Genomic DNA, 15,099 nt, shown 5'->3' with positions numbered 1-15,099 from the left:
CCCGCGTTAGCGATAGCTAACACGGGTCAGGTCATGAGGCTTGTTTTGCTGATTTAAGAGTTCGACCTTTCATGACGAGCCACAGTTGGGCTGCGATGAAGATCGAAGAGTACATGCCCATGATTAGACCAACGAGCAAGGCAAGACTGAATCCACGGATGGCTTCACTACCGAAGATGTAGAGTGCCGCTGCCGTCATGATGACTGTGACGACCGTGTTGATTGAACGAATGATTGTCTGTTGAATCGATTCATTGACGATATGCGACAATTCACTGAACGTCACTTGACGGCCACCTTTTTCAGCAAGGCCCAAGTTTTCCCGGACCCGGTCAAAGGTAACAATCGTATCATTGACCGAATAACCGATGATGGTCAAAATCGCTGCGATGAAGTACAGATTAACTTCAATCTGGAACAACGAGAAGAAGGCGATGATCATCAACGCATCATGGAGTAAAGCAAGTACAGTCGCAATCCCGTAAAGCGGTTGGAATCGGAACGAGACGTAAATGACGATTCCGAGTGATGCCAGCAAGACGGCATAAATCGCATTACGGGCGATTTCCTGACCGACTTGTGCCGACACCGTCGAGATGCTTGGTTCTTTCTTATACTTCGCTTCAATCGCTTGTTTCATTTTCGAGATTTGTTCCTGGCTGAATTCTCCGACGAACGTCACGTTCGCGAGCTTTCCGCCTTGCGCAAATTGAACGCCGTTGATTTCAGCCGCATCAATTCCAGCCTCTTCAATAACAGAACGAACCTCTGATTCCTTAATCGTGTTCGTTGAAGAAATTTCAACGCGTGTTCCTTCTGTAAAGTCGATTCCAAGGTTCAAGCCGCGGAAAGCCAACAATAAAATCGAAATCACTAAAAGCGCAATCGTGATTGCAAAATAAACTTTCCGATGTTTGACATAATCAAATTTCGTTGGATTAAAGTTCACGAATTTCATCCTCCTTTACGCCAAACCAGGTTTTTTTCTTATCAAACCAGCGGCTGCTGACGAGAAGTTGCATCAAGTAACGTGAGATAAAAACATTCGTGATGAACGTAACGGCAATCGAGACCATCAGCATGATGGCAAATCCTTTGACGGTACTTGTTCCGAAGTAATACAACACGCCTGCTGAAATCAACGTCGTCAAGTTGGCATCAAGAATCGTACCAAATGAGCGGCGGTTACCGGCTTTAAAAGCGGACAAGACGGATTTCCCACTTCGGAGTTCATCTTTAATCCGTTCTGCCGTGATGATGTTCGCATCAACTGCCATCCCGACACCAAGTACAAGAGCGGCGATACCCGGCAACGTTAAGACTGCATTAATTCCGTTAAAGAAGATCATGACGAGATAGATGTAGAACAGCAATGTAATGATCGACACTAAACCAGATACCCGGTAAAACAGCAACATGAACAGGAAGACGGCTGCAACACCGATCATTGACGCAAACAATGTCTGATCGAGGGCATCTTGACCAAACGCGGCCGAGACAGACGTCGAATAGATTTCATCCAGTTTGACCGGTAGTGCTCCGGCATTCAGGATCGACGATAATTGTTTTCCGTATTCTGCTGTGATGTCACCACCCGAGATGATGGCTTTATCCGAGTTGATCGGCTGTTGGACCGAAGCATCGGAGACGATTTTCGAATTTTCTTTTTGAATCTCTTTTTCGTACGTATCCCCTTTTTCATAGTCGAGCCAGATGACAAGACGATTTGCAGGAGGTTGCATTTTTGACACTTGTTGTGTCACTTCATAAAATTTTTCCTTTGATTTCATCGTCAGTTCGACGAGCGGTGCGTTCGTTTGCGGATCGTATCCGACTTTCGCTCCTTTTGCCTTTAAATCTGATCCATCAAGTAACACCTTGTCGTTGATGTCACGGAATGACAGTTCGGCAGTCGAAGATAAAATCTGACGGGCTTCACTCTGATTTTTGACACCGGCCAGTTGGACACGAATCCGGTTGTCTCCTTCAATGCGGATGTCCGGTTCCGAAACACCAAGTACGTTCACCCGGTTTTCGATTGCCGTCAGCGTCGCGCTCATCGCATTGGCATCGATGACGTCGCCTTCTTTCAGTGGTTGTACTTCATACAAGACTTCAAATCCGCCTTTTAAGTCCAGACCGAGTTTTGTGTCTTTTAAGAGCCAATTCGATGTCGTGCCAATCAAAACGAGCAGCGCGGCAACGATGATGAAGAACGTGGCCAGTTTTCCCTTCTTAATCATGCTACATTGTCCTTTCTCTCAAACCCAGTATATTTTCAGACAACTTTCTTATCCTATCCTAGCTTACATAAGAATTGGTAATCTTAGCAATCGTTTTTCTCATATATAAACAGAAAAGACGCTTCCGAATTCGGAAAGCGTCTTTTTTGAGCCTTATTCGACGATTTCGTCGTCCATGACAGTCGTAGTTTTTTTCGTAACTTCTGCGACCGCACTACGGTTGAACGTCAATTGCGCGTTACCCGACTTCAATGTGACGGTTGTCTCATCTACTTTTTGTACGACCCCATGAAGGCCACCGATCGTTACGATCGAGTCACCGCGTGATAACTGGGTTTGCATCTCACGCACTTGCTTCTGGCGTTTGTTCTGTGGACGAATCAACAAGAAATAAAACACCACGAAGATCAAGATCATCGGGAGGAAAGTCAATAGTTGTTGCATCTGAGTCAGCTCCTTTTCATTCAAATCACGTTCATTATACCGTAAAAAGAATGGAATTGTCAGACCATTTATCAGAAATTCTTTGCGTTCGGCAAATTATAGCCGTATTCTTCGAAGAATTCGTCTTTGAAATCAAGCAAACGATCTTCACGAATCGCCTGACGGACGCCTTCCATCAACTTGACGAGGAAGTGAAGATTGTGTGTCGAACAGAGGTGAAGACCAAATGTTTCCTGCGCCCGGATCAAGTGATGGATATAAGCACGCGAGTAATTCTTACACGCATAGCAATCACATTTCTCATCAAGTGGACGGAAATCACGGGCATATTTGGCATTCCGGACGACGAGACGTCCACTTGATGTCATCAACGTACCGTTTCGCGCAATCCGCGTCGGCAGAACACAGTCAAACATGTCGATTCCGCGAATCGCACCTTCGATCAAGGCATCCGGTGAACCAACGCCCATCAAATAACGGGGCTTGTCTTCCGGCATGAGCGGTGTCGTAAAATCAAGGGCACGATACATGACATCTTTCGGTTCTCCGACTGACAGACCGCCGACCGCGTAACCCGGGAAATCAAGTGATGCGAGATCACGCGCACTTTGGCGACGTAAATCTTCGTACTCGCCGCCTTGAATGATACCGAACAATGCTTGATCCTGCGGCCGTTCATGCGCCTCGAGGCAACGTTCCGCCCAGCGGCTTGTCCGCTCGACCGAAGCCTTCATATATTCATGAGAAGCAGGGAACGGTGGACACTCATCAAAAGCCATCATGATATCAGATCCAAGGGCATTTTGAATTTCCATCGCTTTTTCCGGTGACAGGAATAGTTTATCCCCGTTCAAGTGGTTCCGGAAATTGACGCCTTCTTCTGTGATATTACGCAAATCAGCGAGTGAAAAGACTTGGAATCCGCCGGAATCGGTTAAGATCGCGCCGTCCCAGTTCATGAATTTATGCAGACCGCCGGCTTCTTTAATGACATCATGGCCCGGACGGACCCACAGATGATAGGTATTGGACAAAATGATGTTCGCATTCATGTCTTTAATCTGTTCTGGTGCCATCGTCTTAACGGTCGCTTGTGTGCCGACCGGCATGAAAACAGGTGTCTCGAAGCTGCCGTGCGGCGTATGGACGATTCCTAACCGCGCACCAGATTGTTTACACGTTTTAATATGTTCGTACGTTACTGCATGTTTTGTCATCGGTTTAATTCCTCTCTCGTTAAGAACATTGCGTCTCCGAAACTAAAGAATCGGTAATTTTGCGCAACAGCTTCTTCATAGGCATGTAAGATATGTTCACGGGTTGATAAAGCGGATACGAGCATGATCAAGGTCGACTTCGGCAAGTGGAAGTTCGTGATCAAGCCGTCGATTCCTTTGATTTCCTGACCCGGGTAGATAAAGATATCTGTCCAACCGGATGCTTCGACGAAATCACCGTGATCCCGGATGACGGTCTCAAGCGTCCGTGTCGAAGTTGTTCCGACGGCAATGATCCGTCCGCCGTTTTTACGTGTCTCACGCAAAATCTTCGCAGAGGACTCCGGTAATTCGTAGTACTCACTATGCATTTTGTGGCTGTCTACGTCATCAACGGAGACCGGACGGAATGTCCCGAGTCCGACGTGTAACGTCAACGGTGCAAGCTGAACACCTTTATCCGTCAATGCTTGCAACAGTTCCGGTGTAAAATGCAGACCTGCCGTCGGAGCTGCCGCGCTTCCCCGTTCCCGGGCGTAGACGGTCTGGTAACGGTCCTGATCCTCGAGTTGCTCGTGGATATAAGGCGGTAATGGCATCGTCCCGAGTTGATCGAGTACTTCATAAAAAATCCCGGTGTACGAGAACTTCAAAATCCGTCCGCCATCGTCGAGTGCTTCGACACATTCTGCGCGGAGTAACCCGTCACCGAATGACAGTACAGTTCCCGGTTTAACGCGTTTCGCCGGTTTAGCGAGCGTTTCCCAGACATCTTCGCTTGTCTGTTTGAGCAACAACAGTTCAATCTTACCACCGGTCTCTTCTTTGACACCAAACAGACGTGCCGGTAAAACCTTCGTGTCATTGATGACGAGCGTATCCCCCGCATTAAAATACGAGACGATATCATGAAATTTTTCATGACGAAGGGCGCCTGTTTCCCGATTGACGACCATCAATTTCGAACTGGTCCGATCGAGCAATGGCACTTGGGCAATCTGTTCTTCTGGTAAATGAAAATCAAATAAATTTACATCCATCTTTAGTTTCCTTCTTTCAATCCTAAATGTTGCCGCGCAAACGGCGTCAAGACACGACCTCGTGGTGTCCGTTGCAAAAAACCTTGTTGAAGCAGATAAGGTTCATAGACGTCTTCAATCGTCTGAGCATCTTCGCCGATCGTCGCCGCAATCGTCTCGAGACCCACCGGTCCACCGGCAAAACGTTCGGCAAGCGAACGTAACAGACGGTGATCGACATCATCCAGTCCAAGCGCATCGACATGTAAACGATCGAGGGCACTCGTCGCAAGTGTCGCGTCGATTGCGGTCTGATGCGCGACTTGTGCAAAATCACGGACACGTCGTAACAACCGGTTGGCAACCCGTGGTGTCCCGCGGGAACGAAGCGCAATCGCTTCTGCTGCCATCCGGTCTGCTTCAAAGCCAAACAAACGGGATGTCCGTGTGACAATCGCCGACAGTTCCGGCATCGTATAGTACTCCAGTTTCAGCGTCACACCAAAGCGGTCACGGAGAGGTGCCGACAACATACCTGCCCGTGTCGTGGCACCGACTAGCGTAAACGGTGGCAAATCAATCCGTACGCTACGCGCCAGTTCACCTTGACCGATGACGATATCAAGACAATAGTCTTCCATCGCCGGATAAAGAATCTCCTCAATCGATCGGCTCAACCGGTGAATTTCGTCAATGAACAAGACGTCTCCCGGTTCGAGCGAAGACAAAATTGCCGCGAGATCCCCCGGCCGTTCAATCGCCGGGCCGGCTGTCGTCTTGATGCCGACGCCCATCTCGTTGGCAATGATCGTCGCAAGTGTCGTCTTACCAAGACCGGGCGGACCGTATAAAAGCACATGATCCAGTGTTTCTTGACGGATTTTTGCCGCTTGAATAAAGACGCTCAAGTTGCCTTTCGCCTTTTCCTGACCAATGTATTGTTCCAGTGTCTGAGGACGTAAACTCCACTCTTCTTGATCTTCCGCATGTGCGGATTCTGACAAAATCCGTTCTTCCACGTTCTCACCTCACATTCAATAACAACTGCAACGCCCGCTTCACGTATTGATCCGTCGACAACACTTCACCTTGAAGTGCTTTTTTGACTTTCTCGACTTCCCGGTCGCTGTAACCAAGTGCCGTCAAGGCTTCACATGCTTCATTCAATTCCGCATTTCCTTGGGCAAATAACCCTTCGCTCGGAATATAATCCGGTGCGAGTTCAGCCAACTTGCCTTTTAAATCAAGCGTCATCTGCTTCGCTGTCTTTTTACCGACACCCGGGAATTTAATCAAATAACTTTCCTTCTCCTGCTCGATTGCTTCAACAAGCGCATCGACATCTCCTGACGCCACGATGGCAAGTGATCCTTTAGGACCAATCCCTGTTACGCCAAGCAATTTCGTAAACAGCGCCCGTTCACGTCTTGAACGGAATCCGAACAAGACTTCCTGGTCTTCTCTGACATAATGATACGTATATACGATAACCTGTTCGTCTCCGGTCCGATAAAAAAACGGGTTCGGTGCTACGATTTTGTAGCCAATCCCCCCGACCTCGATCGTCACGAATTCCGCACAGACATAAGCGACTTCGCCGCGTACGAATTCTATCACTTTAGAACGCTCCCATCCATTAACAAACTCTCGTGTTATTGTAGCATATAACGAGGAGGCTCTTCAAAACGTAATTCTTCATATCCAAGACGGTCATGGTGGAAATTTAAGAACTCTCCTTCCCTCAAAAAAACGAAACAGGGCAACGGATGTCGCATTCCGTCGCCCTGTTTCGTTGTGTATCTATTATTTGATTCAACTTTACCTTTATGAACGTTCCAGCATCCGTTCGAGCGCGAGGACCGCATACCGGGTCGTTTCCGGATCGACGGTGATGACATTGACCGGCTGACCGGATTCAATTTGTTCCAGTGACCAGGCGAGATGTGATAAATCAATCCGGTTCATCGTCAGACACGGACACATGAATGGATTCAAGGACACGATGTCGAGTTCCGGATAATCTTTCGCCAGTCGTTGGACTAAGTTCATTTCTGTTCCGATTGCCCATTTCGTTCCCGGTTCCGCCTGTCTGATTTGATCAATGATATACGCTGTCGAACCATTCAAATCTGACGCTGTGACGACTTCAAAGGAACACTCCGGATGAACAAGGATTTTCCGTTCGGGATCTGCTTGACGGAACTGCTCAATCTGTCCGACCGTGAACTTCTCATGAACGGAGCAGTGTCCCTTCCATAATATGACCCGGATGTCCTCATCCGCTCCGTCAAACACCAACTGATCCGCAATCGGATCCCAGACAGCCATCTGTTCGAGCGGAATCCCCAAGGCATGTGCCGTATTTCGCCCGAGATGCTGATCGGGCAGGAAAAAGAGAATCTCGCGCTCAGCAAGTGCCCACTCGACCATTTGAACAGCATTTGATGACGTGACGGTCGCTCCACCGTGACGACCGACAAACGCTTTGATTTCAGCCGTTGAATTGACATACGTCAACGGGAGAATCGAGCGTCCCAGCCGTTTCGTCAACACGTCATATGCCCGTTCCGTCTGAAAGCCGTTCGCCATATCAGCCATTGAACAGCCGGCCCGCATATCCGGTAAGACGACCGTATGATTTTGATCCGTCAGCATATCTGCTGTCTCCGCCATGAAGTGGACACCACAAAAAACGGTATAGTCCGCATCGGTCATCTGTTTCGCCAATTGGGCGAGTTGGAGCGAATCTCCTGTTGCATCGGCAAACTGAACAACCTCATCTTTTTGATAATGATGCGCCGGTAAAAATAACCGCGGTCCCATCCGCTGTTTGACACCTTCAATGATTGACACTAATTCTGCATCTGTTTTTTCTAAATACGTTCTTGGAATCCCCTGCTCTGTAAATAAATTAAGACTCATCTTTTTTTCCTCCCGCAATTTTCATACTGATGTCTAACGCTGGTGCCGAATGAGTCAATGCACCAAGCGAGATATAATCTGCCCCGCATTCACAATATGCCGGTAACGTATCAAGCGTGATGCCACCCGACAATTCAACCGTAATCGATTGAGGGATCCATGACCGGAACAGCTTGATTTCTTCCGGTGTCCGGTTATCAAGCATGATGATGTCGACACCGGCTGCGACCGCTTCCTTTACCTCTTCACCGGTCTCGACTTCCACCTCAATCGGTGTCGTATGACCGACTTGCGCCTTCGCTCGACTGACTGCCGCTGTAATCGAACCGGCGACGGTAATGTGGTTATCTTTAATCATGACGGCATCATCGAGTCGACCGCGGTGATTAAATCCGCCTCCGACTCGAACCGCATGTTTTTCCAGCATCCTTAGTCCCGGTGTTGTTTTTCGGGTATCAGCAATCCGGACTTTCCCACTGACGAGACTAACGGCCTGGTGCGTCAATGTCGCAATTCCTGACGTTCGTTGAATGAGATTTAAAGCGACGCGCTCTCCCGTCAAAATCGCTTGTAGGCGGCCGGACCATTTTGCGACCACTTGCCCGCGGGAAATTGGTTGTCCATCCCGGACGATTGTTTCGTGTTCGACCTCGAGCAGTCGCGCTAATTCGACCAATACAGCTTCGCCGCAAAAAATACCGGACTCTTTTGCCATGAATTGACCGGTTCCGTGTTCAGCGCCAGTCAGACAAACTTCACTCGTCACATCCTGATGACCGATATCCTCCACTAAAAAATCTTCAAGCTGTCGTCGTAGGTACCATCTGTTCATGTGGTTGTTCTCCTTTTAGTCGTTGAATTGCTCCTTCAAGTAACAGCTTAGCCGTCATCAGATGCAGGCGCCTCAGTTCAGCGTCCCGTCCGGATCCTTGTTCATCCGGTTGATTTTTGAAGGTTTCCAGTGTTTGTTTCAGTATGATTTCATCAAGCTTAACGCTTAACGCTTCTGTCCAAGATGAATCGAGCGGCCGCTGCTCTCCCTCTTGTGTGATGTCTACTTCAGGTAACGGCTGACGTGTTGGCAACTGAAGCCGTAATGCCAATTCTTTGCCCATCACGAAACATTCAAGGAGTGAGTTGGAGGCCAATCGATTTTTCCCATGCAACCCCGTTGATGCTGTCTCTCCAACTGCATACAGTCCCGGAACAGTCGTCCGTCCGAGACGATCCGTTTTAATCCCGCCCATTAAAAAGTGAACACCGGTCGTCACTTCGACGATATCAGGTGATATGTTCAATGTTTCACATTTTTTAACAAACGTCGGAAAGCGTGTTTGAATTTGTTCGACAGAAGTCGTATTAAGATAAACGGGTTCCCGTTCACGTACCGTCGTAATTCTCGTTGCGACTTCATCCCGGGCAGCCAAGTCCCCTTGCGGATGATCCGTCATCACACGACGACCGTCTGCTGTCATCAAAAAAGCACCCGCTCCCCGTAATGCTTCTGTGATCAAGCCCTGACTGACACCGTCGTGCAACAGTACTGTCGGATGATGCTGGATGTAACCTAAATCTGACAAACGGGCTCCGACTTGAGCAGCGAGTGCCAGACCGTCACCTGTCAGGTTTGGTTCATTCGTCGAGGCCGTGAACAATCCGCCGATTCCGCCTGTCGCCAGGATGACAGCCCGGGCTGAAAAGACGACCGGCTTTTGACCCCGATATCCCCGTGCTCCGACGACCTGTTGTCTGTTCGTCAACAATTCTGTAATGACGGTATCCTCGATGACGGGATGAACGAGTTGCTGAAGCAGTTGCGTCATGATCCGTTCGCCCGTTCGGTCTCCTCCACTGTGAAAAATACGTGGTCTCGAGTGTGCCCCTTCTTGACCTAAGGCATACGCTCCCGTCACTTCACGATCGAACATCACACCAAACGCTTCGAGTTCTTGAATGACCTGCCTTCCGGTCGCGGTGATAAATGAAATCATCGTTTCATCTGTCCGCCCCTTCGCGGCCTGCTCCGTGTCAACTTGATGACTGAAATGGTTCTCCTCCAGATATGCCGACGCAATCCCGCCTTGTGCCCGCATCGAATTCGTTTCTGTCCTTGTCCCTTTTGAGACAAGGACGACGTTCAGATTACTCGGGAGATGGAGCGCAACCGAAGCGGCCGCTAATCCTGTACCGATGATTAAGACATCAACTTCCTCCACGATATGTAAAGACATATGATAAACACCTCTATACTTAAATATTTACTATTGACTTGACAATAAGTTTGGCATATTTTTAGCTGAGTGACAAGACGAAAGGATACGATATGAATGATTTATTTAGATCACGCGGCAACAACAGCCATGCACCCCGACGCCCTTGAACAGTATCGATATACAGCAGAACAGGTCTACGGCAACAGTTCTTCGCTTCATGACACGGGAGATGCCGCTCTCCGATTGTTAGAGCAGGCACGGAATAAATTAATGGAATGGCTTGGTGTGACGGAAGGAACGATTGTGTTTACAGGCAGTGGATCCGAAGCCAATTACATTGCTTTAAGTCATCTCCTCCGTCAAACCAATAAGACAACTGTCTTGACACTAAAGTCAGAACACGATTCTATCTTGTTGCCCTTGAAGCGATGGAAGACGAACTGGCAGGCCATCGATTTACAAACGACAGGTGAATTTGATTGGAACCTGTTCGAAAAAGCGTGTACAGAAGAAATAGGCGTCGTCTCGATCCAGCAAGTCAATTCAGAAACAGGATTTATCTTTCCGGTTGCCGCCATCGCTGCCTTTTGCCGAAAAAAAGGAATTCTGTTTCACTGCGACGGAATCCAAGGATTTTTGAAAGATCCGGTGGATTTGAAAGACGTCGAGGCATATACAATCAGCAGCCATAAAGTGTATGGACCGAAAGGACTCGGTGCCGTCTATTTGCGCCGTCCCCTGTTTAGTCCCTATTATGAGGCACACCATGAATTCGGGATTCGGCCGGGAACCGTTGATGTTCCCGGTATCGCGGCTTTCCTGATGGCATGTCATCGTTATCTTGAGGAAAATCAGCATATCCAGGCATCGAGTAAAAGATTTCGTGGTATGCTAAAAAAAAGGCTCCCTGCTGCATGTTATCAAATCATCGAATCACCTCAGCAACTTAACTCGATTTGTGCCATTCATACGAAACAACGGGATGGTCAATTCGTCCTCCTCGCCCTGAATCGTGCCGGAATTGCCGTCTCGGCGGGAAGTGCTTGTCGTGCAGGTGAAAACGGACCCAACTCGACTTTACGTGCGATTGGTTTTGATGAAGCAGCGGCTCACGGATTGATTCGACTCAGTTTTGGTCGGATGACGACAGCTGAGGAAGTAGAGCGATGTATCGATGTCCTTTGTTCGTTGGAGGAATCAGATGAACTAGAAAGGTAGGAATGGTCATGGGAAGAAGACAGTCCGGGGAAGAACGCCGGCAAGAGTTATTAGAGATGATTCAACAAAGCGATCGACCCGTCACAGGTACGAAGTTAGCGAAACAGGCAGGTGTCAGCCGCCAAGTCATCGTACAAGACTTATCGTTGCTAAAAGCAAAAGGACATCCTGTCGTCGCGACGGCCCGGGGATATTTGTTAAATCACCCCGAGCTTGACGGATCCCGCCATATCAGAAAAGTCGTCTGTCGGCATGGCAGTGATCAATTGAAGGCAGAGTGTGATGCAGTCGTCGACGAAGGTGTCATTATCCGTGATGTCATCGTCGAACATCCCGTCTATGGATTTTTGACTGGGGAATTGATGCTGAAAAGCCGCCGCGATGTTCGAGCCCTGATTGAACAACTGGAAGAAACACAGGCGACACCTTTATCTACTTTGACAGATGGTGTCCATATTCATACGCTGGAAGCCGATAATGAAGAGGCATTACATGCCGCAATCGATGCCCTCGACCGGTTAGGGATTCTTGTTTCAGAACTTGATGTCTAGCCCTGAATACTCCTTTTCAGTACATCCTTTCATGCCAAAAAGGTCCATCCCGTTTTAACGGAATGGACCTTTTTGTGTAATCGGAATCAGACGGTTGTATCGTCCGATCCTTCTGATCGTTCATTTTGTGAGAACACAGCTGAGACGGTTTGAACACGTCGGTTTTCGACATGCAGGACGGTTAAGGTCACCGGTCCATACACCATCTGAGTCCCCACTTCCGGAATATGACCGACATCTTCCATGATCCATCCTCCGAGTGACTGGGCTTCCGTTTCCGGCATTGCCAAGTCAAATTGATGACAAAAATCTTCAATGTCGTACTCAGCCAGACATTCATACCGGTTCGGACTGACTTGTTTCGTATATTCGAGCGATTCATCGTGTTCATCCCAAATCTCCCCGACCAGTTCCTCAAGAATATCCTCGAGTGTAATCAAACCGGCTGTCCCGCCAAACTCATCCAGCACAACAGCCATATGCGACTGTTTAACCTTTAATTCCGGCAGCAAATCGATGATATGTGTTTGTGGAACAACAAATGAGACCGGACGAATCAATTCACGAATCTCCACACGTCCGTGCTTGACGAATTCCCTTAAAAAGTCACGTTCTGATAAAACACCGATGATATGATCAATCGAATCTTTATAGACCGGCAATCGCGAGAATCCACCTTTTTGCACTTCACGTAAAATTTCATCAAAACCGGCATCGATGTCAATTGCCTGAATGTTCGTTCGCGGTGTCAATGCCTCTTCGACGGTGACATTCTTAAAGTCAACCGCCCGATGCACGATTTCCGCTCCCGCCTCGTCCATAACACCCTCTTCTTCACTGATGTCGACAAGAGCCCGTAATTCCTGTTCGGTGACAAGCGGTCCTTTCGGATCGGCCCCGATCAGCATCAACGCAACCTGTCGTAATTTCAGAAACAAGAAGATCGCCGGCTTGAAGAGCATCAGACAGACATGAAGCGGACCACTGATCCAAAACACATAGGTTTCCGCATGTTCCCGGGCATAGGATTTAGGAATAAGCTCCCCAAATAACAGAATGAACAGAAACGTCAGGAAGACAATACCGATTTGAACCAATAGATCCGTTGATACCGTCATCGCCAACCAGCCCCCAATCATCGCTACACCTAAATTGGACAGGGTATTTCCGATTAAGATGGCTGTCAGCGTTTCCTCATACCGTTGCAACAGACGGAGTGCTTGGGTCGCACGACGGCTTCCTTCTTCCGACTGATGCAAAATCCGTAACCGGTTTGCGCTCGACAAGGCGGTTTCGGACGATGAGAAAAATGACGAGATGACAAGCAAGACGAAAAACCAGATGAACTGAATCGCGGGAAGTGGGTCCACGATGCTCTCACACTCCATTTCTCAAATGAACTTGTTTTTTCTTAGAACGAAGACTCGATGAATTCGAATTCGAAGTCGCGGATTCGAACGACGTCACCGTCAATCGCACCCATCTTACGAAGCTCTTCGTCGACACCCATTTGACGCAACGTCCGGGCAAAACGTTTGATTGACTCTTCACGCATGAAGTTCGTCATCGTGAACAGCTTCTCGATCCGTGGTCCTTTGATGACGAAGCAATCATCTTCATCTTTCGAAACCGTAAATCCGGCTTCCGGTGCTTCATATCCGTAAACGACACGTGGTGTCGCTGTTTTTTCTTCAAGTTCTTCGAGACCGAATTCTGGCGTCGCATCAACAAGATCAGCAATGCGGAATAAGAGGTCACGTAATCCTTGACGTGTAGCTGCCGAGATGGCAAACACTTCAAGACCCGGGAACGCTTCTTTGAACGCTTCGAGATTCGCTTCCGCATCCGGCATATCCATTTTGTTTGCGACAACGACTTGTGGTCGCTCTGTCAAACGAAGGTTATAGTCCGCAAGCTCTTTATTGATGATATTGTAATCTTCAATCGGATCGCGTCCTTCCATGCCACTCATATCGATGACATGAACGATGACTTTCGTCCGCTCGACGTGACGGAGGAACTGGTGACCAAGACCAACACCTTCGCTTGCCCCTTCAATCAGACCCGGTAAATCGGCCATGACGAAGCTGCGGCTGTCTTCCGTTTCAACGACACCGATGTTCGGTGTAATCGTCGTGAAGTGATATGCCCCGATTTTCGGGCGAGCTGCTGAGACGATCGACAGCATCGTTGATTTCCCGACACTCGGGAAACCGACGAGTCCGACATCTGCGAGCATTTTCAATTCAAGTTTCAAATACTTCTCTTCACCCGGTTCACCATTCTCTGCGTGTTCCGGAGCTGGGTTTGCCGGTGTTGCGAAACGTGAGTTCCCACGTCCACCGCGTCCACCTTTAGCAACGATTGCCTGTTGTCCGTGATGGACAAGGTCAGCGATGACGGCATCCGTATCATCATCATAGACGACAGTGCCGGGTGGGACTTTGACGACGAGGTGCTCGGCTTTACGTCCGTGCATCCCTTTCGACATTCCGTTTTCACCTTGAACTGCTTTAAAGTGACGTTTGTAACGGAAGTCCATCAACGTCCGGAGTCCTTCATCCACTTCGAGAACGACGTGAGCACCATGCCCACCATCTCCTCCGGCTGGACCGCCGTCCGGAACGTATTTCTCGCGACGGAACGCCACTTGCCCGCGTCCTCCATCTCCTGCTTTTACATAAATATTTACCTGATCGACAAACATGTCAGATCCCTCCTATTACTTTTCTTCCTCTGCAGGAAGACTTTCGATTTCAATCACACACTCATACTCTGTCTGTGACTCGATCTCCATCGGCGTCACTAGATCTTTAAGGCGCGACATATCTAGTAGATCCCGATAGATCTCGATGGTCACGCCCTCATGGAAGGTCACGGATACTTCTCCATTCCCCACTTCTATCATGTCAAGCGCAGCTTCAAGAATAGACGCTACGCGTGAATCCTCGATCTGCTTTGGTGTTTCGATTACATCATATTCGACAGTTAGGCCTGTCCAATCTGCTCGTTGCAGTGCGAGTGCCGTTTTCGGTAGTCCGATCAGGGAAAGTCGTCCTTCTCGTGACGCTTGTTCCCGATACATTGAACAAATCGATTCAACAGCCGCCTCGTCACCCATCGCGCTATATGAACGAACAAGTTGTAATCGATTCAACCATTCGTGACGAAGTGACTTCAAAAGATCCAGTACCTGCTCATCCTTCATCAGTCCGTTCCCTCCTAAAAAAAACAGACCCTAACCCCTGAAAGTGGCTAGAGTCTGCTTCATC

The 15,099-nt window shown here is 48.6% G+C and carries 13 protein-coding genes and 1 pseudogene; 2 read left to right on the top strand and 12 right to left on the bottom strand.

The window, feature by feature from the left end; all coding sequences use genetic code 11:
- Nucleotides 1-31: 31 nt before the first annotated feature.
- From secD to MUN34_RS03425, 9 genes and pseudogenes are all read right to left on the bottom strand, one after another.
- Nucleotides 32-2,243: pseudogene (gene secD / locus MUN34_RS03465) on the bottom strand (protein translocase subunit SecD).
- Nucleotides 2,244-2,396: 153 nt separating this feature from the next.
- Nucleotides 2,397-2,687: a preprotein translocase subunit YajC gene (yajC, locus tag MUN34_RS03460; protein ID WP_012370963.1), complete on the bottom strand. Its 291-nt coding sequence runs from the start codon at nucleotides 2,685-2,687 to the stop codon at nucleotides 2,397-2,399.
- A gap of 71 nt (nucleotides 2,688-2,758) precedes the next feature.
- Nucleotides 2,759-3,904 carry a tRNA guanosine(34) transglycosylase Tgt gene (gene tgt / locus MUN34_RS03455; RefSeq protein ID WP_026827829.1) on the bottom strand — a complete coding sequence of 382 codons (1,146 nt, stop codon included), beginning with the start codon at nucleotides 3,902-3,904 and terminating at the stop codon, nucleotides 2,759-2,761.
- Nucleotides 3,901-4,944 carry a tRNA preQ1(34) S-adenosylmethionine ribosyltransferase-isomerase QueA gene (gene queA, locus MUN34_RS03450; RefSeq protein WP_114595335.1) on the bottom strand — a complete coding sequence of 348 codons (1,044 nt, stop codon included), beginning with the start codon at nucleotides 4,942-4,944 and terminating at the stop codon, nucleotides 3,901-3,903. The genes tgt and queA overlap by 4 nt, the downstream gene beginning before the upstream one ends.
- Nucleotides 4,945-4,946: 2 nt before the next feature.
- Nucleotides 4,947-5,942 (bottom strand): Holliday junction branch migration DNA helicase RuvB, encoded by a 996-nt coding sequence (gene ruvB, locus MUN34_RS03445; RefSeq protein ID WP_014970894.1) that lies wholly within the window; start codon nucleotides 5,940-5,942, stop codon nucleotides 4,947-4,949.
- Nucleotides 5,943-5,946: 4 nt separating this feature from the next.
- The gene (ruvA, locus tag MUN34_RS03440; protein WP_026827827.1) at nucleotides 5,947-6,540 is read right to left on the bottom strand and encodes a Holliday junction branch migration protein RuvA; all 594 of its coding nucleotides are present in this window, start codon (nucleotides 6,538-6,540) and stop codon (nucleotides 5,947-5,949) included.
- Between the two features lie 207 nt (nucleotides 6,541-6,747).
- A complete protein-coding gene (gene nadA / locus MUN34_RS03435; protein WP_247856879.1) occupies nucleotides 6,748-7,845 on the bottom strand; it encodes a quinolinate synthase NadA in 1,098 nt (365 codons plus the stop codon).
- The gene (gene nadC / locus MUN34_RS03430) at nucleotides 7,835-8,677 is read right to left on the bottom strand and encodes a carboxylating nicotinate-nucleotide diphosphorylase (protein WP_247856878.1); all 843 of its coding nucleotides are present in this window, start codon (nucleotides 8,675-8,677) and stop codon (nucleotides 7,835-7,837) included. The genes nadA and nadC overlap by 11 nt, the downstream gene beginning before the upstream one ends.
- The gene (locus MUN34_RS03425) at nucleotides 8,646-10,076 is read right to left on the bottom strand and encodes an L-aspartate oxidase (protein ID WP_247856877.1); all 1,431 of its coding nucleotides are present in this window, start codon (nucleotides 10,074-10,076) and stop codon (nucleotides 8,646-8,648) included. The genes nadC and MUN34_RS03425 overlap by 32 nt, the downstream gene beginning before the upstream one ends.
- A gap of 96 nt (nucleotides 10,077-10,172) precedes the next feature.
- Between MUN34_RS03425 and MUN34_RS03420 the strand changes: the two genes are divergently transcribed.
- Both MUN34_RS03420 and MUN34_RS03415 read left to right on the top strand, forming a co-directional pair.
- Nucleotides 10,173-11,276, top strand: coding sequence for a cysteine desulfurase family protein (locus tag MUN34_RS03420; protein ID WP_247856876.1), 1,104 nt, complete (start codon nucleotides 10,173-10,175; stop codon nucleotides 11,274-11,276).
- A gap of 8 nt (nucleotides 11,277-11,284) precedes the next feature.
- A complete protein-coding gene (locus MUN34_RS03415) occupies nucleotides 11,285-11,827 on the top strand; it encodes a transcription repressor NadR (protein WP_051525190.1) in 543 nt (180 codons plus the stop codon).
- A gap of 86 nt (nucleotides 11,828-11,913) precedes the next feature.
- Here MUN34_RS03415 and MUN34_RS03410 read toward each other — a convergent pair whose 3' ends face one another.
- Genes MUN34_RS03410 through MUN34_RS03400 form a run of 3 tightly spaced genes read right to left on the bottom strand, consistent with a single transcriptional unit; the run spans nucleotide 11,914 to nucleotide 15,035 of the window.
- Nucleotides 11,914-13,197 carry a hemolysin family protein gene (locus tag MUN34_RS03410; protein ID WP_247856875.1) on the bottom strand — a complete coding sequence of 428 codons (1,284 nt, stop codon included), beginning with the start codon at nucleotides 13,195-13,197 and terminating at the stop codon, nucleotides 11,914-11,916.
- A 41-nt stretch (nucleotides 13,198-13,238) separates the two neighbouring features.
- The gene (gene obgE, locus MUN34_RS03405; protein WP_026827820.1) at nucleotides 13,239-14,534 is read right to left on the bottom strand and encodes a GTPase ObgE; all 1,296 of its coding nucleotides are present in this window, start codon (nucleotides 14,532-14,534) and stop codon (nucleotides 13,239-13,241) included.
- Between the two features lie 15 nt (nucleotides 14,535-14,549).
- A complete protein-coding gene (locus MUN34_RS03400) occupies nucleotides 14,550-15,035 on the bottom strand; it encodes a Spo0B domain-containing protein (RefSeq protein WP_247856874.1) in 486 nt (161 codons plus the stop codon).
- Nucleotides 15,036-15,099: the final 64 nt, after the last annotated feature.

Origin of the sequence: Exiguobacterium sp. 17-1, assembly GCF_023096305.1 — a bacterium.
Lineage (GTDB): Bacteria > Bacillota > Bacilli > Exiguobacteriales > Exiguobacteriaceae > Exiguobacterium_A > Exiguobacterium_A sibiricum_A.
The sequence above is the reverse complement of the archived record's forward strand: the minus strand, read 5'-3'. Positions and strand labels throughout refer to the sequence as shown.

Excerpts from the sequence above, each read along its gene's own strand:
- MUN34_RS03415 (WP_051525190.1), top strand. The coding sequence starts at position 11,285 with ATGGGAAGAAGACAGTCCGGGGAAGAACGCCGGCAAGAGTTATTAGAG.
- MUN34_RS03425 (WP_247856877.1), bottom strand. The coding sequence starts at position 10,076 with ATGTCTTTACATATCGTGGAGGAAGTTGATGTCTTAATCATCGGTACA.
- MUN34_RS03420 (WP_247856876.1), top strand. The coding sequence starts at position 10,173 with ATGATTTATTTAGATCACGCGGCAACAACAGCCATGCACCCCGACGCC.
- queA (WP_114595335.1), bottom strand. The coding sequence starts at position 4,944 with ATGGATGTAAATTTATTTGATTTTCATTTACCAGAAGAACAGATTGCC.
- nadC (WP_247856878.1), bottom strand. The coding sequence starts at position 8,677 with ATGAACAGATGGTACCTACGACGACAGCTTGAAGATTTTTTAGTGGAG.
- yajC (WP_012370963.1), bottom strand. The coding sequence starts at position 2,687 with ATGCAACAACTATTGACTTTCCTCCCGATGATCTTGATCTTCGTGGTG.
- MUN34_RS03400 (WP_247856874.1), bottom strand. The coding sequence starts at position 15,035 with ATGAAGGATGAGCAGGTACTGGATCTTTTGAAGTCACTTCGTCACGAA.
- obgE (WP_026827820.1), bottom strand. The coding sequence starts at position 14,534 with ATGTTTGTCGATCAGGTAAATATTTATGTAAAAGCAGGAGATGGAGGA.
- nadA (WP_247856879.1), bottom strand. The coding sequence starts at position 7,845 with ATGAGTCTTAATTTATTTACAGAGCAGGGGATTCCAAGAACGTATTTA.
- tgt (WP_026827829.1), bottom strand. The coding sequence starts at position 3,904 with ATGACAAAACATGCAGTAACGTACGAACATATTAAAACGTGTAAACAA.